At 71.5% G+C, this 19049-nt stretch carries 21 protein-coding genes; 18 read left to right on the forward strand and 3 right to left on the reverse strand.

The genetic code is table 11. The features are described from left to right. Position 1 precedes the first annotated feature (1 nt). From trmD to ACIRSS_RS37665, 10 genes are all read left to right on the forward strand, one after another. Positions 2-781 (forward strand): tRNA (guanosine(37)-N1)-methyltransferase TrmD, encoded by a 780-nt coding sequence (gene trmD, locus ACIRSS_RS37620; RefSeq protein ID WP_400903710.1) that lies wholly within the window; start codon positions 2-4, stop codon positions 779-781. A 133-nt stretch (positions 782-914) separates the two neighbouring features. Further along, positions 915-1283: a 50S ribosomal protein L19 gene (gene rplS, locus ACIRSS_RS37625; RefSeq protein ID WP_003103119.1), complete on the forward strand. Its 369-nt coding sequence runs from the start codon at positions 915-917 to the stop codon at positions 1281-1283. 31 nt (positions 1284-1314) lie between these two features. Beyond that, positions 1315-2241, forward strand: coding sequence for a signal peptidase I (gene lepB, locus ACIRSS_RS37630; RefSeq protein ID WP_400903711.1), 927 nt, complete (start codon positions 1315-1317; stop codon positions 2239-2241). A 91-nt stretch (positions 2242-2332) separates the two neighbouring features. After that, positions 2333-3166, forward strand: coding sequence for a ribonuclease HII (locus ACIRSS_RS37635; RefSeq protein ID WP_400904043.1), 834 nt, complete (start codon positions 2333-2335; stop codon positions 3164-3166). Continuing rightward, positions 3163-3486, forward strand: coding sequence for a DUF2469 domain-containing protein (locus tag ACIRSS_RS37640; RefSeq protein ID WP_003096226.1), 324 nt, complete (start codon positions 3163-3165; stop codon positions 3484-3486). The genes ACIRSS_RS37635 and ACIRSS_RS37640 overlap by 4 nt, the downstream gene beginning before the upstream one ends. Positions 3487-3750: 264 nt before the next feature. After that, complete coding sequence (locus ACIRSS_RS37645) at positions 3751-4128, forward strand: YraN family protein (RefSeq protein ID WP_400903712.1); 378 nt, start codon at positions 3751-3753, stop codon at positions 4126-4128. Then, on the forward strand, positions 4128-5639 hold the full coding sequence (locus ACIRSS_RS37650; RefSeq protein ID WP_400903713.1) for a YifB family Mg chelatase-like AAA ATPase: 1512 nt from the start codon (positions 4128-4130) through the stop codon (positions 5637-5639). The genes ACIRSS_RS37645 and ACIRSS_RS37650 overlap by 1 nt, the downstream gene beginning before the upstream one ends. After that, positions 5636-6775, forward strand: coding sequence for a DNA-processing protein DprA (dprA, locus tag ACIRSS_RS37655; RefSeq protein WP_400903715.1), 1140 nt, complete (start codon positions 5636-5638; stop codon positions 6773-6775). The genes ACIRSS_RS37650 and dprA overlap by 4 nt, the downstream gene beginning before the upstream one ends. Positions 6776-6878: 103 nt before the next feature. Further along, positions 6879-7862, forward strand: a complete 984-nt coding sequence (locus ACIRSS_RS37660) for a tyrosine recombinase XerC (protein WP_400903717.1) — start codon at positions 6879-6881, stop codon at positions 7860-7862. 109 nt (positions 7863-7971) lie between these two features. Then, positions 7972-8820 carry a FliA/WhiG family RNA polymerase sigma factor gene (locus ACIRSS_RS37665; RefSeq protein WP_400903719.1) on the forward strand — a complete coding sequence of 283 codons (849 nt, stop codon included), beginning with the start codon at positions 7972-7974 and terminating at the stop codon, positions 8818-8820. On the opposite strand, the gene ACIRSS_RS37670 is transcribed toward ACIRSS_RS37665, so the two are convergent. After that, positions 8821-9261, reverse strand: a complete 441-nt coding sequence (locus tag ACIRSS_RS37670; RefSeq protein ID WP_400904044.1) for a M23 family metallopeptidase — start codon at positions 9259-9261, stop codon at positions 8821-8823. Positions 9262-10344: 1083 nt separating this feature from the next. On the opposite strand from ACIRSS_RS37670, the gene rpsB reads away from it, so the two are divergent. The 6 genes from rpsB (at position 10345) to ACIRSS_RS37700 (ending at position 16094) form a co-directional block, all read left to right on the forward strand. Beyond that, positions 10345-11205, forward strand: coding sequence for a 30S ribosomal protein S2 (gene rpsB, locus ACIRSS_RS37675; RefSeq protein WP_400903721.1), 861 nt, complete (start codon positions 10345-10347; stop codon positions 11203-11205). Positions 11206-11295: 90 nt separating this feature from the next. After that, positions 11296-12111, forward strand: a complete 816-nt coding sequence (gene tsf, locus ACIRSS_RS37680) for a translation elongation factor Ts (RefSeq protein ID WP_400903722.1) — start codon at positions 11296-11298, stop codon at positions 12109-12111. 116 nt (positions 12112-12227) lie between these two features. Beyond that, positions 12228-12971, forward strand: a complete 744-nt coding sequence (pyrH, locus tag ACIRSS_RS37685) for a UMP kinase (protein WP_003065595.1) — start codon at positions 12228-12230, stop codon at positions 12969-12971. Between the two features lie 48 nt (positions 12972-13019). Further along, complete coding sequence (gene frr, locus ACIRSS_RS37690; protein ID WP_086855890.1) at positions 13020-13577, forward strand: ribosome recycling factor; 558 nt, start codon at positions 13020-13022, stop codon at positions 13575-13577. Next, positions 13577-14689 (forward strand): phosphatidate cytidylyltransferase, encoded by a 1113-nt coding sequence (locus ACIRSS_RS37695; RefSeq protein WP_400903724.1) that lies wholly within the window; start codon positions 13577-13579, stop codon positions 14687-14689. Before frr ends, ACIRSS_RS37695 begins: the two co-directional genes overlap by 1 nt. 82 nt (positions 14690-14771) lie before the next feature. Further along, positions 14772-16094, forward strand: coding sequence for an MFS transporter (locus tag ACIRSS_RS37700; RefSeq protein WP_400903726.1), 1323 nt, complete (start codon positions 14772-14774; stop codon positions 16092-16094). Here ACIRSS_RS37700 and ACIRSS_RS37705 read toward each other — a convergent pair. Next, entirely contained in the window at positions 16082-16927 is an 846-nt protein-coding gene (locus ACIRSS_RS37705) for a VOC family protein (RefSeq protein WP_400903728.1), read from the reverse strand. The genes ACIRSS_RS37700 and ACIRSS_RS37705 overlap by 13 nt on opposite strands. Positions 16928-17039: 112 nt before the next feature. Between ACIRSS_RS37705 and ACIRSS_RS37710 the strand changes: the two genes are divergently transcribed. Further along, complete coding sequence (locus tag ACIRSS_RS37710) at positions 17040-17849, forward strand: class I SAM-dependent methyltransferase (RefSeq protein ID WP_400903730.1); 810 nt, start codon at positions 17040-17042, stop codon at positions 17847-17849. Here ACIRSS_RS37710 and ACIRSS_RS37715 read toward each other — a convergent pair. Continuing rightward, positions 17789-18433, reverse strand: a complete 645-nt coding sequence (locus ACIRSS_RS37715) for a PadR family transcriptional regulator (RefSeq protein WP_400903732.1) — start codon at positions 18431-18433, stop codon at positions 17789-17791. The genes ACIRSS_RS37710 and ACIRSS_RS37715 overlap by 61 nt on opposite strands. An 83-nt stretch (positions 18434-18516) precedes the next feature. On the opposite strand from ACIRSS_RS37715, the gene ACIRSS_RS37720 reads away from it, so the two are divergent. Further along, positions 18517-19014 (forward strand): Lrp/AsnC family transcriptional regulator, encoded by a 498-nt coding sequence (locus ACIRSS_RS37720; protein ID WP_400903734.1) that lies wholly within the window; start codon positions 18517-18519, stop codon positions 19012-19014. Positions 19015-19049: the final 35 nt, after the last annotated feature.

A 19049-nucleotide genomic window follows, 5' to 3' on the forward strand; every position in this document is an offset into this window, starting at 1 on the left:
GGTGCGCATCGACGTCGTCACGATCTTCCCCGAGTACCTCGACCCGCTGCGCGCCGCGCTGCTGGGCCGGGCGATCGACCGCGGTCTCATCGAGGTCGGCGTGCACGACCTGCGCGACTGGACCCACGACGTCCACCGCGCGGTCGACGACGCGCCGTACGGCGGCGGGCCCGGCATGGTGATGAAGCCGCAGATCTGGGGCCCGGCCCTGGACGACGTCTGCAGTTCCGAGACGCGGCTCGTCGTGCCGACGCCGGCGGGCAAACCGTTCACGCAGGAGCTGGCGCACGCGTACGCCGGGGAAAAGCACCTGGTGTTCGCCTGCGGCCGCTACGAGGGCATCGACCAGCGGGTCGTCGACGACGCCGCGCGCCGGATGCCGGTCGACGAGGTGTCGATCGGCGACTACGTGCTGGTCGGCGGCGAGGCGGCGGTGCTGGTCATCGTCGAGGCCGTCGTCCGGCTGCTGCCCGGCGTGCTCGGCAACGCGCGTTCGGCCGCCGAGGACTCGTTCTCCGACGGTCTGCTGGAAGGGCCCAGCTACACCCGCCCGGAGGTGTGGCGGGACCTGGCGGTGCCGGACGTCCTGCGCTCCGGCAACCACGCGCTGATCGACCGCTGGCGGCGCGACCAGGCCCTGGAGCGGACGGCCCGACGCCGCCCCGATCTCCTGGCCGGCCTGCCGGAAGGTAGTCTCGACAAGCACGATCGAGGGGTCCTGGAGGGCTTGGACCCCGAGCAGGCTCAGGGCCGGTTCCCGCCGCCCGATCCCGGTCTGTAATACTTGACAGGTTGGCGTGAGTGGACCTCCTCGTTCACGAGCCCGCCATCAGCCCCCCGGGTCGCCCGCAGCGGCACCGTTGCGCGCCTGGGGACGTGTACGCAAGCCATACGAAGACGAGGACGGACCACCGATGAACACCCTGGACGCGCTGGACAAGCAGTCGCTGCGTTCCGACATCCCGGACTTCCGCCCGGGCGACACGCTCAAGGTGAGTGTCCGCGTCATCGAGGGCAACCGCGAGCGCAACCAGGTCTTCCAGGGCGTGGTCATCCGTCGTCAGGGCGGTGGCATCCGGGAGACCTTCACCGTTCGCAAGATTTCCTTCGGTGTCGGCGTGGAGCGCACCTTCCCGGTGCACTCGCCGAACATCGCCGAGGTCGAGGTCCACAAGCGCGGTGACGTGCGGCGCGCGAAGCTGTACTACCTGCGCGACCTGCGCGGCAAGAAGGCCAAGATCAAGGAGCGCCGCGAGAACCGCGAGACGGCCTCGGCTAACTGAGTCACAACCCGGTTACCGGTAGCCTGACGACGTGGCCGAACCCGTGTCCCAGAACGCTCCTGAGGATGACCCCGATCGCTCCGAAGAGGACCAGCCGAGGCGGTCCCGCTCCGAGGAGCGCGGGGGGTCCCGACGGCGGCGAGCCAAGCCCGCCAAGAAACGGTCGTTCTGGAAGGAACTGCCGATCCTGCTCGTGATCGCCTTGGTGCTCACGATCCTGATCCAGACATTCCTCGCGAAGGTCTTCATGATCCCCTCGGGGTCCATGGAGGCCACCCTGCACGGGTGCCCCGGCTGCACCGGTGACCGGATCCTCGTGGACCGGGTCACCTACGACTTCACCGAGCCCTCGCCGGGCGACGTGATCGTGTTCAAGGGTCCGCCGGCGTGGGTCAACAACGAGATCGCGCCCCAGGAGTCGAGCAACATCGTCGTCCAGGGCCTGCGCGGTCTGGGCTCGCTGGTCGGGTTCGCCCCGCCGGACGAGCGCGACTTCGTCAAGCGCGTGATCGCGGTCGGCGGCCAGACCGTCCAGTGCTGCGACACGCAGGGCCGGGTCGTCGTGGACGGCAAGGGGCTCGACGAGCCGTACGTCCACTGGGAAGACGCGGCCAACCAGACGGAGCGTCCCTTCGAACCGGTCAAGGTCCCCGCGGGGACGGTCTGGGTCATGGGCGACAACCGGAACAACTCCGACGACTCCCGGTTCCAGGGCGGCGGCGGCGTGAACGGCGCGGTCCCCGTGGACAACATCATCGGCAAGGCGCGGATCATCGTCCTGCCGCCGAGCCGGTGGGGCGGGATCACCGACCACAACCCGCAGGAAGCGGCCCAGCCGGTGGCGCTCGGCGCGCCGGCCTGGCAGAGCGGCATCCCGCTCGGCGCCGGCGTCGCGGCGGCCTGGCCCGCGCTCTTCGTGGGGCGCAAGCTCAAGTCCGGACTGCGCCGGAAACGCTAGCCACCCCGATCCGTGTCGGCAGACGGGTGATCCAGCCTTGACTCTTCCCGTTCCCCTCACCGCGGCCGAGCCCATCCGGCCGCCGCGGGCCGTGGTGCGCGGCGACCTCTTCTGGGGGCTGCAGGGCGCGCTCGACCGCCGTGGCCTCGGCCCGGTCGCCGGTGTGGACGAAGCCGGCGCCGGGGCGTGCGCGGGGCCGCTGGTGGTCGCGGCCTGCGTGCTCAAGCAGGGGGACGCGAAGCTCACCGAGCTGACGGACTCGAAGCTGATGACGGCCAAGGCGCGCGACCGGGTCTACGACCTGATCCTCAAGCGGGCCGTCGACTACTCCGTGATCGTCATCCCGACGGCCGAGGTCGATCTCTACGGCATCCGGGTGATGAACCTGGAGGGCATGCGGCGCGCCGCGGCGGCGCTGCGCGTGTCGCCGGGTTACATCCTGACCGACGGGTTCCGGGTCCCGGGCCTGACGGCGCCGAACGCGGCGGTGATCAAGGGCGACCGCTCGGTGGCGTGCATCGCGGCCGCGTCGGTGCTGGCGAAGGTGACGCGGGACCGCATCATGGCGGGCTACCACGACGACCTCCCGCACTACGGTTTCGACGTGCACAAGGGTTACAGCACGTCCGACCACCTGGCGGCGCTGCGCGAGCACGGCCCCAGCGACGTCCACCGGTGGTCGTACACGAACGTCGCGACAGTGGCCGTCAAGCACGGCTTGCGGCCTTCGCGGCCGGTCGTCCTGACGTACGCGGCGCTGGAGAAGGCCATGGAGTCCGGGGCCGCGGCGAGCCTGACCGCCGTCCTCGACGAGGCACTCGAGCCACAACTCAGCCTGCCGCTGCATGCCCCGGGCGCGGATGTGGGTCACAATGAACGCTCCGCCGGAGCAGCACGAGCCCGAGGAGGGGCGCGGATTTCATGAGCGCAGAGGATCTCGAGAAGTACGAGACCGAGATGGAGCTCTCGCTGTACCGCGAGTACCGCGACATCGTCGGCCAGTTCTCGTACGTGGTGGAGACCGAGCGGCGGTTCTACCTGGCGAACGCGGTCGACGTCCAGGTCCGCGACGGCGGCGGCGAGGTGTACTTCGAGGTCCGCATGTCCGACGCGTGGGTCTGGGACATGTACCGCCCCGCCCGGTTCGTCAAGCACGTCCGGGTCATCACGTTCAAGGACGTCAACGTCGAAGAGCTGGACAAGCCGGACCTGAGGTTGCCCGAGGACGGCCCGTTCTCGGGCTGAGCTCCCGTTTCGTCACCCGCGCCGGTTCGTCCAGTCCTGGACGAACCGGCGCGGGTTTTTCTTCGCGCCCGTAGCACAGCGGCCCGACAGTTCCGGCCGTCCCGCGGCGATCCGTGGACGAGTTGTCCACATACCCCCGGTTGTCCACAGCCCGGCGATTCCGGTCTGGTTTCGCCGTGCCGCCCCCTGGCATCGTCGAACGCACACGCACCGTGATCGCCGGGACCGCCCCGGTGACGGGCGCACCGACGAGGGGGCGACACGATGACGGGCACCGACCAGCTCGCAAGACACCGCCGCGACCTGGGCACGTGGGGCGAAGACCTGGCGTCCCGGCATCTGCAGGACAGCGGCTTGGTCCTGCTGGGCCGCAACTGGCGCTGCCGCGAAGGCGAGATCGACCTGATCCTCACCGACCGCACCCGCGTCGTGTTCTGCGAGGTCAAGACGCGCACGGGCACCGAGTTCGGCTTGCCCTCGGAGACGGTGACGGAAGAGAAGGCGGGCCGCGTACGCCGGGCGGCGGAGCGCTGGCTGCGCGAGTTCCGGATCGGCTGGTGCCCAGTCCGCTACGACGTCGTGACGATCCTCGCGGAGCCGGGCAGGCGCCCCCGCGTCCAGCACATCGAGGCGGCGTTCTGATGCCGATCGCCAAAGCCTGGTCCGCCGCCCTCCTGGGGATCGACGGCCGGATCATCGAGATCGAGGCGGATCTGGGCGGCGGGCTCAGCCGGGTCACCCTCGTCGGGCTTCCCGACGCCGGGCTGCGCGAAGCCAAGGACCGCGTCCGGTCCGCCATCCGCAACTCGGGCCAGCCGTGGCCCGACGGCAAGGTCACCCTCGGGCTCTCGCCGGCGAACCTGCCGAAGGTCGGTTCGGCGTACGACCTCGGTATCGCGGCCGCGATCCTCGCGGCGACGGGCGCCGTGCCGACAACGCGGCTGCTCGGCACTGTGCTGCTGGGCGAACTCGCGTTGGACGGGCGGATCCGCGCGGTCCGCGGCATCCTGCCCGGCCTGCTGGCGGCGCGCGCCGCGGGGTACGGGCGCGCCGTCGTGCCGCAGGACTCCCTGGCGGAGGCCGCCCTGGTGGACGGCATCGACGTCGCGGGAGCGCCGCACCTGCGAGACCTGGTGGCGTGGTTGAAGAGCGAGCTCGACCTCCCGGCGCCGTCCCCACCTTCCCCGGCTGCGGCACCCGAAACTCCCGACCTGGCCGACGTGGTCGGCCAGCCGGAGGCACGGTGGGGGCTGGAGGTCGCCGCGGCGGGCGGCCACCACCTCCTGCTCACGGGGCCACCAGGCGTCGGGAAGACGATGCTGGCGAAGCGGCTGCCGGGCCTGTTGCCGCGGTTGTCGTCCGACGAGTCGTTGGAAGTGACGGCGGTCCATTCGGTCGACGGCTCGCTGTCGAAGTCCTCGCCGCTGGTCACCGTGCCGCCGTTCGTCGCACCCCACCATTCGATCTCCATCGCCGCTCTCATCGGGGGCGGGAGCGGAATCGCGATGCCCGGGGCGATCAGCCGCGCCCACCGCGGCGTGCTGTTCCTGGACGAGGTCTGCGAGTTCGGCGGCCAATGCCTCGAGTCGCTGCGGACGGTGCTCGAAGAGGGCGAGGTGCGCATCGCGCGGGTGAAGGGCGCGATCACCTACCCGGCGCGGTTCCAGCTGGTGCTGGCGGCGAACCCGTGCGCGTGCGCACCACCGAAGGACGCTGACTGCGTGTGCTCGCCGACAGCGCGGCGGCGCTACCTGGGCCGGCTGTCCGGACCGCTGCTGGACCGCGTCGACCTGCGGGTTCGGCTGCGGCCGTTGAGCGCGATAAGCGCGCACGACACCGGGCCGGCGGAGTCCTCGGAAACGGTCCGCGGCCGGGTGCTGCAGGCGCGCGAGCGCGCCGCGCGACGGTGGAGTGAGCACGGCTGGCGGTCGAACTCGGAGGTTCCCGGGCCGGCCCTGAGGCGGAAGTTCACACTGCCACCGGATGCGACCGTCCTCCTGGACCGGGCTCTGGACCGAGGTGCCTTGAGCGGCCGCGGCGCCGACCGCTGCCTGCGCATCGCCTGGACCTTGGCCGATCTGGACGGCGAACCCCGCCCCGGCGCCGACCAGGTCAGCTCGGCCCTTGCGTTCCGCGAGCGGGTGGCGGCATGAGCGCCGACGAGCTGCGCCGGGCCCGCGCCTACCTCCTGCGGGTCGCGGAACCGCCGGCCGCGGCGCTGAGCGCCTTTGTCGCCGCGCATGGCCCGGTCGACGCGGCCGCCCGGGTCCGTCGAGGCGACTGTCCGCCCGAAGTGCTCAAGGCGACCGAGGCGCGCCGTGAGTACGACCTCGTCGACCAGGACTTCGCGCGAGCCACCGCGGCCGGTGCTCGGCTCGTCGTCCCGGAAGACGACGAGTGGCCCGCCTGGCCGCTGCTCGCCCTCGAGCAAGCGGCTCGGCGCGGTGTGTCCGAAGCCGTTCCTCCGCTCGCGCTGTGGGTCTCCGGCGAGGTCGCGCTGGGCACCGCCGCCGACCGCGCCGTCGCCGTGGTCGGGGCTCGGGCGGCGACCGAGTACGGCGAGCACCACGCCGCCGAGCTGGCCTACGGCCTGGCCACCCGGGGCGTTCCCGTCTTCTCGGGCGCGGCCTACGGCATCGACGGCGCCGCCCACCGCGGTGCGCTCGCCGCGTCGGGGGTCACCGTCGCGGTGCTCGGCTGCGCCGTCGATGCCGGCTACCCGGCCGGCCACGTCGGGCTGCTGAACCGGATCGTCCGCAACGGCGGTGCCGTCGTCAGCGAATACCCGCCCGGCACGCCGCCCGCCCGCCACCGGTTCCTGGTCCGCAACCGGCTGATCGCGGCCCTCACCGAGGGCACCTTGGTCGTCGAAGCCGGGAAACGCAGCGGTGCGCGCAACACGGCCAGCACCGCCGGGGCCCTCGGGAAGGTCGTCATGGCCGTGCCGGGGCCGATCTCGTCGGGGATGTCCGTCGGCTGCCATGACCTGATCCGCGACTCCCGCGCGACGCTCGTCTCGACCGTCGACGAGATCCTCGAGACCGTCGGCCGCTTCGGCATCGCCGAAGACCCGACCGCCCGGCCGAAACGCCCGACCGACCGGCTGGGCCCCGAGGCGTTGCGCGCCTACGAGGCGCTCGCCGCACGCGCCGACCGGTCCGACTCCGAAATCGCGGCCGAATCCGGACTGCCGCTGCGGAAAGTGCGGGCCCTGTTGCCCGCGTTGGAGATCGACGGATTCGCCGTCCGCGGCGACGCGGGCTGGCGACGACGGAGGGAAAGCGCGTGAACGCCACGAAATCCGGGCGAAATCGTCGAAGGTGTTCGGCCGGTCCGGTGTGCCCGCGTGGCGATCCTTGACCGGAGGCGGTTGTTCGCGCAGCGTGACATCCATGCCGCCGCCATCACACTCCGGCCGGGGCCGCCGTCCGGACCTGCGCGCGCTCCGGGCCGGGCTGCCCGAGCCGGTCCAGGACGTCGTCACCGGGTACGAACGGCACCTCGGGCTCGAACGCGGCCTGTCCGCGCACACCGTCCGGGCGTACGTCGGCGATGCGGTGTCGCTGCTCGGGTTCGTCGTGGACGGCGGTGGCGCGCTCGCCGAGCTGGACCTCGCGCGGCTGCGGTCGTGGCTCGCCGCCCAGCAGACCGGTGGGGCCAGCCGGACGACACTCGCGCGGCGGGCCGCGTCGGCGCGGACCTTCACCGCCTGGGCGCACCGCACCGGCGTCCTCGCGACCGACCCCGGTGGCCGGCTGGCCGCGCCGCGGGCGCACCGCACCCTGCCGGGGGTGCTGCGCGCCGCGCAGGCGGGGGAGGTCATGCAGGCGTCGGCGGCCGGGGCGGCCGAACGCGATCCGGTCGCCCTGCGTGATCGCGCGATCGTCGAACTGCTCTACGCCACCGGCATCCGCGTGTCCGAGTTGTGCGGGTTGGACCTCGGTGGAGCCGACTTCTCCCGTCGTGTCGTGACGGTCCTCGGCAAGGGCGGCAAGGAACGCGTGGTGCCGTTCGGCGTCCCGGCGGCGCAAGCGCTCGACGACTGGATCACCGAGGGGCGGCCGAAGATCGTCGCGGAAACCGCCGGTGACGGCGTCGAGCCCGCGCTTTTCCTCGGTGTCCGGGGAAAACGGGTCGACCCGCGGGCGGTGCGCCGGGTGGTGCACGACGCCGTCTCGGCGGTGCCCGGAGCGCTCGACATGGGGCCTCACGGCCTGCGGCATTCGGCGGCGACGCATCTGCTGGAGGGGGGTGCCGATCTCAGGAGCGTTCAGGAACTGCTCGGTCACGCTACGCTTGCCACGACGCAGCTCTACACTCATGTGACCGTCGACCGGTTGAAAGCGATCCATGACCGAGCGCACCCCAGGGCCTGAGGCGGCCCGGGGAGTCTCGCCGGGGTCGTCATCAGCGGGCCCGGCGGCGCACGCGCATCCGCACGAGCACGGAGACGACACTGAGCCGCATGCCGAGAACGACTGTGCAATGACCGCAGGACCGCACGTGACCGAAGCCACCGGAGTGACCACTCACGGTGACTCCGCCGCGCCCGCGGAATCGCGCGCCGGCTACGACGTCGACGCCGGGATCGCGGCGCTGTGGCGGCAGTTCGCCGACAGCCCCGACCAGGCGTCGCGCGATCGGCTCGTGCTGCACTACGCCCCGCTGGTCAAGTACGTCGCGGGCCGGGTCGGCACCGGCCTGCCGACCCACGTCGACGTCGGTGACCTCGTGCAGTCCGGCATCTTCGGCCTCGTCGACGCGATCGAGAAGTTCGACCCCGAGCGCGGCCTGCGCTTCGAGACGTACGCGATGCAGCGCATCCGCGGCGCGATCCTCGACGACCTCCGTTCGCAGGACTGGGTGCCGCGCGCGGTCCGCAGCAAGGCCAAGGAGGCCGAGCGCGCGATGGAGCGGCTCGGCGCCCGCCTGAACCGCACCCCGACCGACGCCGAGCTCGCCGCCGAGCTGGGCATCGGCCTCGACGACCTGCGCGACTTCTACGGCCAGCTGCAGCTGACCAGCGTCGTCGCACTGGAGGACCTGGTGGCCGCGGGCAAGGACAGCGGCTCGCTGGTCGACACGCTGCCCGACGACGACGCCGTCGACCCGGTCGCGGTGCTCGTCGACCAGGACAACCGCCGCCAGCTCGCGCAGGCGATCGCGCAGCTGACCGAGCGCGACAAGATCGTGGTCAGCCTCTACTACTTCGAGAGCCTGACCCTCGCCGAGATCGGCAAGGTCCTCGGCGTGACGGAGTCGCGGGTCAGCCAGCTGCACACGCGGGCGGTCATGCGGCTGCGCGCCAAGCTGGTCGAGCAGACCGGCGCCTGATCAGGGCCCACCTCCCCACGGCTTGAGGCGGAACTCGCCGAGCTCGCCGGTGAGGGCGAGGGGATCGACGTACTCGTCGCCCCGCCGCACACCCCAGTGCAGGCAGGCGGCAATCGCGCAGCCGGGATGGCCGGCGAGGACGGTCCCGAGCACCTGCCCGCGATAGACCTGGTCCCCGACGGCGACCTTCGGTTCGACGGGCTCGTAGGTGGTCCGCAGGCCCCCGTCGTGGTCGACGGACATGACGGGCCGCCCGCCGACGAGCCCCGCGAAGACGACGACCCCGGCATCGGCCGCGAGCACCTCCTGCCCGGGAACGGCGGCCAGGTCGACGCCCCGGTGGCCGGCGCCGTAGGGCGTTTCGGGGGCATCGAAGTACTTGGTGACCACCGGAACGGGTGACAACGGCCAGGAGAGCCGCCCTTGAGGCACCGCTGGCAGGAAATCCGGCGAGGTCCAGGTGGCCGAGGCCGGCCAGGGCGGGCTCGCCACGAGTGCGGTGGTCCAGGCCGCAGCTGGCGCCGGTTGAGCCGCGGCTGCCCAGGGTGCGGCCGCCGGAGGGTAGGGCGCGCCGGGCCAGGGCATGGCCGCCGGAGGGTCAGGCGCCGCGGCCCACGGCGCCGCTGTCGGAGGGTGAGGCGCCGCGCCCCAGGGCACGGCCGTCAGAGGGTCAGGCGCGGCGGCCCAGGGTGCGGCAGCCGGAGGGTAAGGCGCGGCGGGCCAGGGCGTGGCCGCCGGAGGGTAGGGCGCGGCTGCCCAAGGCACGGCCAGCGGCGGTCCTGCCACTCCGGGCGCGACCGTCCTCGGTGCGACCAGAAGCCGGTTGGTGGAGGCGGGCGGGGTCGATCCGAGCGTGGCGGCCCCCTCGTCCGCCGTCGTCAGCTCGGCTCTCGCGCGCTCGCCCAGCCACCCTTCGGCCGCCGACGGTGGGGGCTCACCCGTTCGGGGCGGTGGGGCCGGTGGTGGCCTGAACCCGCCGGCCGCACCGTGAGGCATCCCCAGCCCGGCCGACCCCACCGCCGCGCTCGGGCCGGCCGCCCAGCCCGAGGCCGCCGGCGCCGCAACAACCACGCCGACGCCGACCAGAAAACCCGTCGTGACCAGGCCAATCGCACCCCAAACGCGACCCTTCACCTGCCACCGGAAACCGTTGATCAACTCCATGGCTCCAGCCTGCGGCACCCCGAGCCGGCATGGGGGCCCGGTCGCGAATCTGTGGACAACTCGGGCCGTTCCGGAGGCGGTGTGGACAACTCGGCCGCCGGTGGGGGAGGGGCTGGTGGCAGGGGGTAGAATCTTCTGCGCGGTCCGCGTGAGCGGGCTGACTTCGCGTGCACGTGCGCGTTCCCTCGATTTTTTCCTACCGCGGGAGACGCACGGGGTCCGGCGGTCCCTGGGGTTCTCAGCCCTCAGGGTCCGGGCTCCGGCACGGGCACCAGGGCGAACGGCCACCCGGCCGCGAGCGACAAAACCGAGCAGCGCGTCCAGCGGGCGCGCGCGACACAGAAGAGGTTGATTCCGGCAATGGCCGTCGTCACCATGAAGCAGCTGCTCGACAGCGGCGTGCACTTCGGGCACCAGACCCGTCGGTGGAACCCGAAGATGAAGCGCTACATCTTCACCGAGCGCAACGGCATCTACATCATCGACCTGCAGCAGACGCTGACCTACATCGACCGCGCCTTCGAGTTCATCAAGGAAACCGTCGCGCACGGTGGCACGATCATGTTCGTCGGCACCAAGAAGCAGGCTCAGGAAGCCATCGCGGCCGAAGCCTCGCGCGTGGGCATGCCCTACGTGAACCAGCGCTGGCTCGGCGGCATGCTGACCAACTTCCAGACCGTCCACAAGCGCCTCCTGCGCCTGAAGGAGCTCGAGTCGCGCGAGCAGACCGGCGGCTTCGAAGGTCTGACCAAGCGCGAGATCCTCACGCTCACCCGTGAGAAGGACAAGCTCGAGAAGACCCTCGGCGGTATCCGCGACATGGCCAAGGTGCCGAGCATCGTGTGGATCGTCGACACGAAGAAGGAGCACATCGCCGTCGGCGAGGCTCGGAAGCTGAACATCCCGGTCGTCGCGATCCTGGACACCAACTGCGACCCGGACGAGGTCGACTACCCGATCCCGGGCAACGATGACGCGATCCGGTCGGCCGCGCTGCTGACCAAGGTCGTCGCCGAGGCCGCGGCCGCCGGTCTGATGCAGCGCTCCAGCCGCAACGGTGCTTCGGCCGACTCGAAGCCGGAGCCGGGCGTCGCCGCCGACGAGCCGCTGGCCGAGTGGGAGAAGGAGCTGCTCGCCGGCTCCGAGACCGCCGCCGCCGACGCGACCGAGGCCGCTGCCGCGACCGAGGCCGCCACCGAGCAGGCGACCGCCTCCTCCTGATGTCCCACCGCCCGTGCGGCCGGCCCTTTTGGGGGGGGCCGCACCGGCGTAGCAACCCACAGATTTCCTGCAAAGGACGGATTTACCAGAATGGCGAACTACACCGCCGCTGACGTGAAGCGCCTGCGCGAGATGACCGGCGCCGGCATGATGGACTGCAAGAAGGCGCTGGAGGAGAACGACGGCGACTTCGAGAAGGCCGTCGAGTTCCTCCGCATCAAGGGCGCCAAGGACGTCGGCAAGCGCGCCGAGCGCGCCACCGCCGAGGGCCTGGTCACCGGCGACGGCGGCGTCCTCATCGAGCTCGACTCCGAGACCGACTTCGTCGCGAAGAACGCCGACTTCCAGGCGCTCGCCGCGAAGATCGTCGAGGTCGCGAAGACCCTCAAGACCAACGACGTCGAGGCGCTCAAGGGTGCCGAGCTCGACGGCAAGACCGTCAACGAGGTCGTCCAGGAGCTGTCCGCCCGCATCGGCGAGAAGCTCGAGCTGCGCCGCGTCGTGGCCTTCGAGGGCCAGACCGCGACCTACCTGCACCGCCGTGGCTCGGACCTGCCGCCGGCCGTCGGCGTGCTCGTCGAGTACACCGGTGACGACGCCGACGCCGCCCGCGGTGCCGCCATGCAGGTCGCCGCGCTGCGCGCGAAGTACCTGACCCGCGACGAGGTGCCCGCCGAGATCATCGAGAACGAGCGCCGCATCGCCGACCAGACCGCTCGCGAGGAAGGCAAGCCGGAGCAGGCGCTGCCGAAGATCGTCGAGGGCAAGGTCAACGCGTACTACAAGGACAACGTCCTGCTCGAGCAGCCGTCGGTCAAGGACAACAAGAAGACCGTCAAGGCCCTGCTCGACGAGGCCGGCGTGACGCTGACCAAGTTCGCGCGGTTCGAGGTCGGCCAGGCCTGAGTTCAGGCCAGGGCGTAGGTTTCACACCCACAGTGCCCCGTCTCCGTCCATCGGGGACGGGGCACTGTCGGGTCCAGAGAAGTTGCAGCGGTCGAGGGGCGTAGGAGGCGACATAGATGGGTGACCGGGTCGAAGGTGGCTACCGGCGGGTGCTGCTGAAGCTGGGCGGCGAAATGTTCGGCGGTGGTTCGATCGGCGTCGATCCGGATGTCGTCCACTCGGTCGCGCAGCAGATCGCCGACGTCGCCCGCACCGGCGTCCAGGTCGCGGTCGTGATCGGTGGCGGCAACTACTTCCGCGGCGCGGAGCTCTCGCAGCGCGGCATGGACCGCGACCGCGCCGACTACATGGCGATGCTGGGCACCGTGATGAACTGCTTGGCGCTGCAGGACTTCCTGGAGAAGGAAGGCCTCCCCACCCGCGTGCAGACCGCCATCACGATGGGCCAGGTCGCCGAGCCCTACATCCCGCGCCGCGCCGAGCGGCACCTGGAGAAGGGGCGCGTCGTGATCTTCGGCGCCGGGGTCGGCATGCCGTACTTCTCCACCGACACCGCGGCGGCGCAGCGGGCGCTCGAGCTCGGGTGCGAGGCCGTGCTGATGGCCAAGGCCGTCGACGGCGTCTACACCGCGGACCCCAAGGCCGACCCCACCGCCGAGATGTTCCGCGAGATCACCCACCGCGAGGTGCTGGAGCGGGACCTCAAGGTCGCCGACGCGACGGCGTTCAGCCTCTGCATGGACAACAACATGCCGATCATCGTGTTCAACCTGCTCACCGAGGGGAACATCGCCCGCGCGGTGAGTGGTGAAAGAATCGGCACGTTGGTCAGCACCCCCGCCGACGGGGTGCCGGCCTAGACCTGCTGGGATCAGCAAGCGCCACCCATCACAACTACGGGAGTGACCGTGATCGACGAGACCCTCCTCGATGCCGAGGAGAAGATGGAAAAAGCGGTGTCCGTCGCCAAGGACGAGCTGACGTCGGTACGCACCGGCCGGGCTTCCTCGACGATGTTCGCGCGGATCGTCGTCGAGTACTACGGCTCGCCGACCCCGCTGAACCAGCTGGCCAGCGTCAACGTGCCGGAAGCCCGGATGGCGCTCATCAAGCCCTACGACCAGACGCAGCTCGGCGCCATCGAGAAGGCGATCCGGGAGTCGGACCTCGGCGTCAACCCGAGCAACGACGGCCAGGTCATCCGCATCGTCATCCCGCAGCTCACCGAGGAGCGGCGCAAGGAGATGGTGAAGGTCGCCAAGGGCAAGGGCGAGGACGCCCGGGTGTCGATCCGCAGCATCCGCCGCAAGGCCAAGGACGAGCTGGACCGCATCGCCAAGGACGGCGAGGCCGGCGAGGACGACGTCGCGCGCGCGGAGAAGGAACTGCAGAACCTGACCGACACCTACGTCCACAAGGTCGACGAGCTGGTCAAGCACAAGGAAGCCGAGCTGCTCGAGGTCTGATGGCACAGGTGAGCGAGGAACGCGAGGACCGGGTGGACGCGACCGGAGAAGAACCGGCCGGCGCTCCCGGGACGCCGGGGTCGGCGAACGCCGGCATCCCGGTCACGCCGGAGTTCCCGGGTACCGCCGGGGTGGCTCCGGCGGGCGCCGAAACCGGCGAGGCGGCCGGTTCGGCGACCTCCCAGGCCGTGCCCGCGGGCCCCGAAACCAGCGAAGCCGGCCGGTTGTCGGCCGCTGGGGCTGCCGAGGCGACCTCGGTGCCGGCGGCCGCGGAACCGGCGCCGGAGGCCAAGAAGGCCTCCAAGGCCGGCCGGAACCTGCCCGCGGCCATCGGCGTCGGGCTGCTGCTCGGCGCCGCGATCATCGTTTCCCTGCTCACCGTGCGCTTCCTGTTCATCGGGATCATCGCGATCGCGATCGCGGTCGGCACCTTCGAGTTCGCCGGGGTGCTGCGCCGGGTCGCCGACACCAAGGTCGCGATGATCCCGGTGCTCGTCGGCGGGCAGGCGATGATCTGGCTCGCCTGGCCGTTCGGCCGCGAAGGCGCGCTCACCGCCTTCGTCCTCACCGTGCTCGCCTGCCTGCTGTGGCGTCTGCCCGGCGGCGCGAAGGGCTACCTGCGCGACATCAGCGCGTCGACGTTCGCCGCCGCCTACCTGCCGCTCTTCGGCGCCTTCGCGGCCATGCTCGTTCCGCCGTCGGACGGCGTCGGGCGCGTGCTCACCTTCCTGATCGGCGTCGTCGCGTCCGACACCGGCGGCTACATCGCCGGCGTGCTCGGCGGGAAGCACCCGATGGCCTCGACCATCAGCCCGAAGAAGACCTGGGAAGGCTTCGGCGGTTCGCTGGTCGGTGGCGTCGTCGCCGGTGCTCTCACCCTGAGCCTGCTGCTGGACGGGCACGTCTGGCAGGGCGTCATCTTCGGTGTCGCGATCGTGCTGACCGCGACCCTGGGCGACCTCGTCGAGTCGCTGATCAAGCGCGACCTCGGCGTCAAGGACATGGGCACGCTGCTGCCCGGGCACGGCGGGATCATGGACCGCCTCGACTCGCTGCTGCCCTCGGCGGTCGTCTCCTGGCTGCTGCTTTCGGCGTTCGTCCCGATCGGCTGACCTGCGGTGGGAGCCTGAGCCTCCCAGCCCGGAGGCAACGGTTCGTGGACGGCCGAAGCTTCCGCGGGTTTGACTCGGGGGCATGACCACCGAAACCCGCGCTCCGGCGAAGCTCGCTCTGTCCGCCGTCTGCCTGGGCTTCCTGATGATCACGCTCGACGCGACCATCGTGAACCTGGCCCTCCCCGCGATCGGCGCCGACTTCGGCGAGCCGTCGATCGCCGCGCTGCAGTGGGTCGTCGACGCCTACACCGTCACGCTCGCCGCGTTCCTGCTCACCTGGGGCGCCGCCGGTGACCGGTGGGGCTCGCGACGCGTCTTCGAAGCGGGTGTCGCCGTCTTCGTCGTCGCGTCCGTCGGCTGCGCGCTCGCCGGGGACGCCACCTGGCTCATCGCGGCCCGCGCGGTCCAAGGGGCGGGTGCCGCCGCGCTGCTGCCGTCGTCGCTGGCCTTGATCGTCCACCAGTTCCCGGACGCGCGGGAGCGGGCGCGCGCCCTCGGCGTCTGGGGCGGCATGAGCGGCGTCGGGCTGGCCGCCGGGCCGATGCTCGGCGGGCTCGCGGTCGGCCTCGCCGACTGGCGGCTCGTCTTCGCGGTCAACGTCCCGGTCGGGATCGTCGCCATCGTCCTGACGCGCCGCGCGGTCACGGAACCGCCGCGGCAGGAGACCCACCTCGACTTCGCCGGACAGCTCTTCGGCACGGCGTCGCTGGCCGCGTTCGTCGCCGGGTTCATCGAAGCCGGGCACGCCGGCTGGTTCGCGCCGGCGACGCTCGCGTTGCTCGCCGGGGGAGTGGTGGCCGGTGCGGTGTTCGTCGCGGTCGAGAAGCGCGTTCCCGGACCCGTGCTGCCGCTGGAGATCCTGCGGATCCGGAACTTCGCCGTGGCGACCGGGATCGGCGGCCTGTTCAACTTCTGCCTCTACGGCACGCTCTTCTGCCTCGCGCTGTTCCTGCAACGCGCCTGGTCGCTGGGCGCGCTGGCGGCCGGGCTCGCACTGGTGCCGTTGACGATGGCGGTCGGGCTCAACGCGTTCTTCAGCGGACGTCTGACCGGGCGGTTCGGCCCGCGGGTCCCGATGGTCGCGGGCGCGCTGGCCGGGCTCGCCGGAGCGATCGGCTTCGCCTTGCTGCCCGCGGAACGCGCGCTCGTGCCGTTCGTCGTGGTCTCGGTCGTCTTCGGCTGCTGCTCGCTGGCCATGCCCGCGATGACGTCGCTGGCGATGAACTCGTTGCCGGGCAAGGCGGGGCTGGCCGCCGGCGTGCTCAACGCGTCCCGCCAGACCGGCGGGGCGATCGGGGTCGCGCTCGTCGGCGCGCTGCTGCCCGCCACCGGGATGTGGCTGGTGGCGGGCGGGTACGCGCTGGTCGTGGGCCTGGCGTTCGCCGAGCGTCAGTCGTCGTAGGGGTCGTCGACCTCGGCGCGGCCCCAGTCCTCGGAGACGCGCGAGTGGTCGATCACCGCGAAGACGGCGCCTTCGGGGTCGGCGAGGATCGACATCCGGCCGAACGGCGTGTCGTAGGGCTGGATCACGACGGTGCCGCCGTGCATGAGCGCCTCGCCCGCCACGGCGTCGACGCCGCGCGCCGGGTCGATGTCGAAGTAGACGAGCCAGTGCGGCGGGGTGTCGAGGCTGTACTCCGAACCCATGACGTACCGGTACAGCACGGGCTCGTGCTCGATGAGCCATTCGACGTAGTCCAGGGACTCGCCGTCGCCGATCTGGTGGCTGCCGTAGGTGAAGAGCTTGGTGTAGAAGTGATCCGCCGCGACGCCGTCGTGCGTGTTGAGGTCCGCGCCGCTGAAGGTGTTGGGGATCCCGGTGACGAACTCCCAGTCCGGCGGCACCTCCCAGAACACCACCGGCGCGCCGCACGCGTCGTAGGCGTGCAGGATCGTGCCGCGCCGCGGGATCGGCATCGGCCCGAGCGTCAGCCGCCCGCCGAGGTGCTCCACCCACTCGGCCGCGCTCGCGGTGTGCGGCACGGACAGGTGCGGCATCCACCCCAGCGGCGCGCCCTGCGCGGCGCGGTACAGGCCGCCGACGGGGAGGTTGGTCAGCGTCGCGATGGCGTACCGGCCGTCGGACGTCGCCGGATCCCGTTGAGTGGTGTACTCCCAGCCGAAGAGGGCACCGTAGAATCTCTCCGCCACGGCCTGCTCGCGGCAGGCCAGCTCGATCCAGCACGGAAGCCCGGCCGGAACCGGGGACGGGGGACTGGACGGGCCGATCGACATGAAGTGCTCCTCCCGAGACCCACCGAATTCTAAGCGTGAACTGTGTGGTTTCCGCCAAGATTCGGCCGCCGGAAAATCACTGCCGGCGCAGGAGAGCCCGAAAGGAGCAGCGGTGCGGTGGTCGTCCCGGCGCGCGGAGGTCGTGCCGAGTCCGAACATCTGGTACCACCCGGCCGACTACGAGCTGGAGAACCGGGCGCAGGACAGCGGCGGCGAGATCTGGCGCGTGCTGCGCGAAGAAGCCGGCTGGGCCGGCCGCGACGTGCTGGACGTCGGGTGCGGGGACGGCTTCCACTTGCCGCGCTTCGCCCGCGAAGCCCGCTCAGTGCTCGGGATCGAGCCGCACGAGCCGTTGGTGCGAAGCGCGCTGAAGCGCGTCGAGGGACTGTCGAACGTGGACGTCCGGATGGGCCGGGCCCAGCGGCTGCCGGTCCGCAGCGCGAGCGTCGACGTCGTCCACGCGCGCACGGCGTACTTCTTCGGTCCCGGCTGCGAGCCGGGACTCGCGGAGGCCGAGCGGGTGCTGCGGCCGGGAGGGACGATCGTGATCGTCGACCTCGACGTGACCAGCGAGCCCTACGGCGGCTGGATGCGCGCCGACCTGCCGCACTACGACCCGGTGGCGGTGGAGCGGTTCTTCGCCCGCGCCGGGTTCGGCCTACGCCGGGTCGCCACGGAATGGCGTTTCCCGGCCGCCGCCGACCTGGAAGCCGTGCTGAAGATCGAGTTCAGCAAGCGCGTCGCCGAACAGGCGATCGCGGAGTCCTTGCAGCGTAACGGGAATCGCGCGCAGGACCTGACGCTGCCGGTGGGCTACCGCGTCCACACGCGGGTGAAGCCCACCGGCCTCGTCCTGCCAGGTCACTCGGCTGCCTCTCCGGGCGCCGAGGACTCGTCCTCGTCTTCGCCGAGGATGCCGTAGAGCGAGCGCCGGGCGTCGTTGAGCACCTCGGCCGCGCGGGCCTGCTGGCTCTCGGAGCCCGCGCGCATGATCTGCACGACGGCGGCGGCCAGGTTCTTGCCCGCCTTCGCGAGCCCGACCTCGCTCGGGTCGACGTCCTGCGCGATCTGCTCCCACGGCGGGGTGCTGTCCTGCTCTTCCGCGGCGGTGCGGCCGGCGTCGGTCAGCTCGAAGAGCTTCTTGCCGTGCTCGTCCTTGCTGATGACCAGGCCTTCGTCGGCCAGCAGCTGCAGCGTCGGGTAGACCGAGCCGGGGCTGGGCCGCCAGAAGCCGCCGGAGCGCTCGCCGATTTCGCGGATGATCTCGTAGCCGTGCCGGGGCTGCTCGGCGAGCAGCGCCAGGATCGCGGCGCGGACGTCACCGCGGCGGCTGCGCCGTCCGCCGTGACCCCGCCGGCCCGGTCCGTGTCCCCGGCCGCGTCCGCCGCGCGGACCGAAACCCGGCCCGAAGCCCGGGCCGAAGTCGCCGAAGCCACCGAAGGGTGCACGCCCACGTTCCTGGGCGAAGGGGTGTTCTTGAGTGAAGGGGTGTCGTTGCCTACGCATGTCGGTTGTTCCTTTCTCGAACGGTTGCGACACGTTCACGATATATCGGAAACAGTCGGATGGCAACCCGGGTCCGAACTGGGATGATCGGCGGCGTGCCGGAAACCATCGACGAGATCGACGCGCGCCTGCTGGAAGCGCTGGGGGAGGACCCCCGGGCCACGGCAGTCGCGCTGGCCGAACGGCTGGGCCTGTCCCGCAACACCGTGCAGGCCCGGCTCGCGCGGCTCGAGCAGCGCGGCGTCCTCCGCTCGTTCGAACGCCGCATCGACCCCGCGCGGCTGGGCTACCCCCTGCGGGCGTTCGTCAACGCGATGGTCGACCAGCGGCGCTTGGCCGAGATCGCCGACGCCCTGGCCACGATCCCCGAGGTCACCGAGGTCTGCGGACTGACCGGCGCGAGCGATCTGATGGTGCAGGTGGTGGCCGTCGACGCCGATGACCTCTACCGCATCGCCGGGCGCATCCTCGCCTCGCCGGGCGTCGAGCGGACGAACATCTCGCTCGTCATGCGCGAGCTCGTCCCGTACCGCCTGACGCCCCTGCTGGAGCGCGTGCATTCTGCGCACCCGGAGACCTGAGCCGTTCGCTTTCGGTGGGCATTCTGCGCACTCAC

This window comes from Amycolatopsis sp. NPDC101161, from assembly GCF_044768185.1.
Taxonomy (GTDB): Bacteria; Actinomycetota; Actinomycetes; order Mycobacteriales; family Pseudonocardiaceae; genus Amycolatopsis.

Excerpts from the sequence above, each read along its gene's own strand:
- rplS (WP_003103119.1), top strand. The coding sequence starts at position 915 with ATGAACACCCTGGACGCGCTGGACAAGCAGTCGCTGCGTTCCGACATC.
- ACIRSS_RS37640 (WP_003096226.1), top strand. The coding sequence starts at position 3,163 with ATGAGCGCAGAGGATCTCGAGAAGTACGAGACCGAGATGGAGCTCTCG.
- ACIRSS_RS37645 (WP_400903712.1), top strand. The coding sequence starts at position 3,751 with ATGACGGGCACCGACCAGCTCGCAAGACACCGCCGCGACCTGGGCACG.
- ACIRSS_RS37650 (WP_400903713.1), top strand. The coding sequence starts at position 4,128 with ATGCCGATCGCCAAAGCCTGGTCCGCCGCCCTCCTGGGGATCGACGGC.
- dprA (WP_400903715.1), top strand. The coding sequence starts at position 5,636 with ATGAGCGCCGACGAGCTGCGCCGGGCCCGCGCCTACCTCCTGCGGGTC.
- ACIRSS_RS37660 (WP_400903717.1), top strand. The coding sequence starts at position 6,879 with ATGCCGCCGCCATCACACTCCGGCCGGGGCCGCCGTCCGGACCTGCGC.
- ACIRSS_RS37665 (WP_400903719.1), top strand. The coding sequence starts at position 7,972 with ATGACCGCAGGACCGCACGTGACCGAAGCCACCGGAGTGACCACTCAC.
- rpsB (WP_400903721.1), top strand. The coding sequence starts at position 10,345 with ATGGCCGTCGTCACCATGAAGCAGCTGCTCGACAGCGGCGTGCACTTC.
- tsf (WP_400903722.1), top strand. The coding sequence starts at position 11,296 with ATGGCGAACTACACCGCCGCTGACGTGAAGCGCCTGCGCGAGATGACC.
- pyrH (WP_003065595.1), top strand. The coding sequence starts at position 12,228 with ATGGGTGACCGGGTCGAAGGTGGCTACCGGCGGGTGCTGCTGAAGCTG.
- ACIRSS_RS37695 (WP_400903724.1), top strand. The coding sequence starts at position 13,577 with ATGGCACAGGTGAGCGAGGAACGCGAGGACCGGGTGGACGCGACCGGA.
- ACIRSS_RS37700 (WP_400903726.1), top strand. The coding sequence starts at position 14,772 with ATGACCACCGAAACCCGCGCTCCGGCGAAGCTCGCTCTGTCCGCCGTC.
- ACIRSS_RS37705 (WP_400903728.1), bottom strand. The coding sequence starts at position 16,927 with ATGTCGATCGGCCCGTCCAGTCCCCCGTCCCCGGTTCCGGCCGGGCTT.
- ACIRSS_RS37715 (WP_400903732.1), bottom strand. The coding sequence starts at position 18,433 with ATGCGTAGGCAACGACACCCCTTCACTCAAGAACACCCCTTCGCCCAG.
- ACIRSS_RS37720 (WP_400903734.1), top strand. The coding sequence starts at position 18,517 with ATGATCGGCGGCGTGCCGGAAACCATCGACGAGATCGACGCGCGCCTG.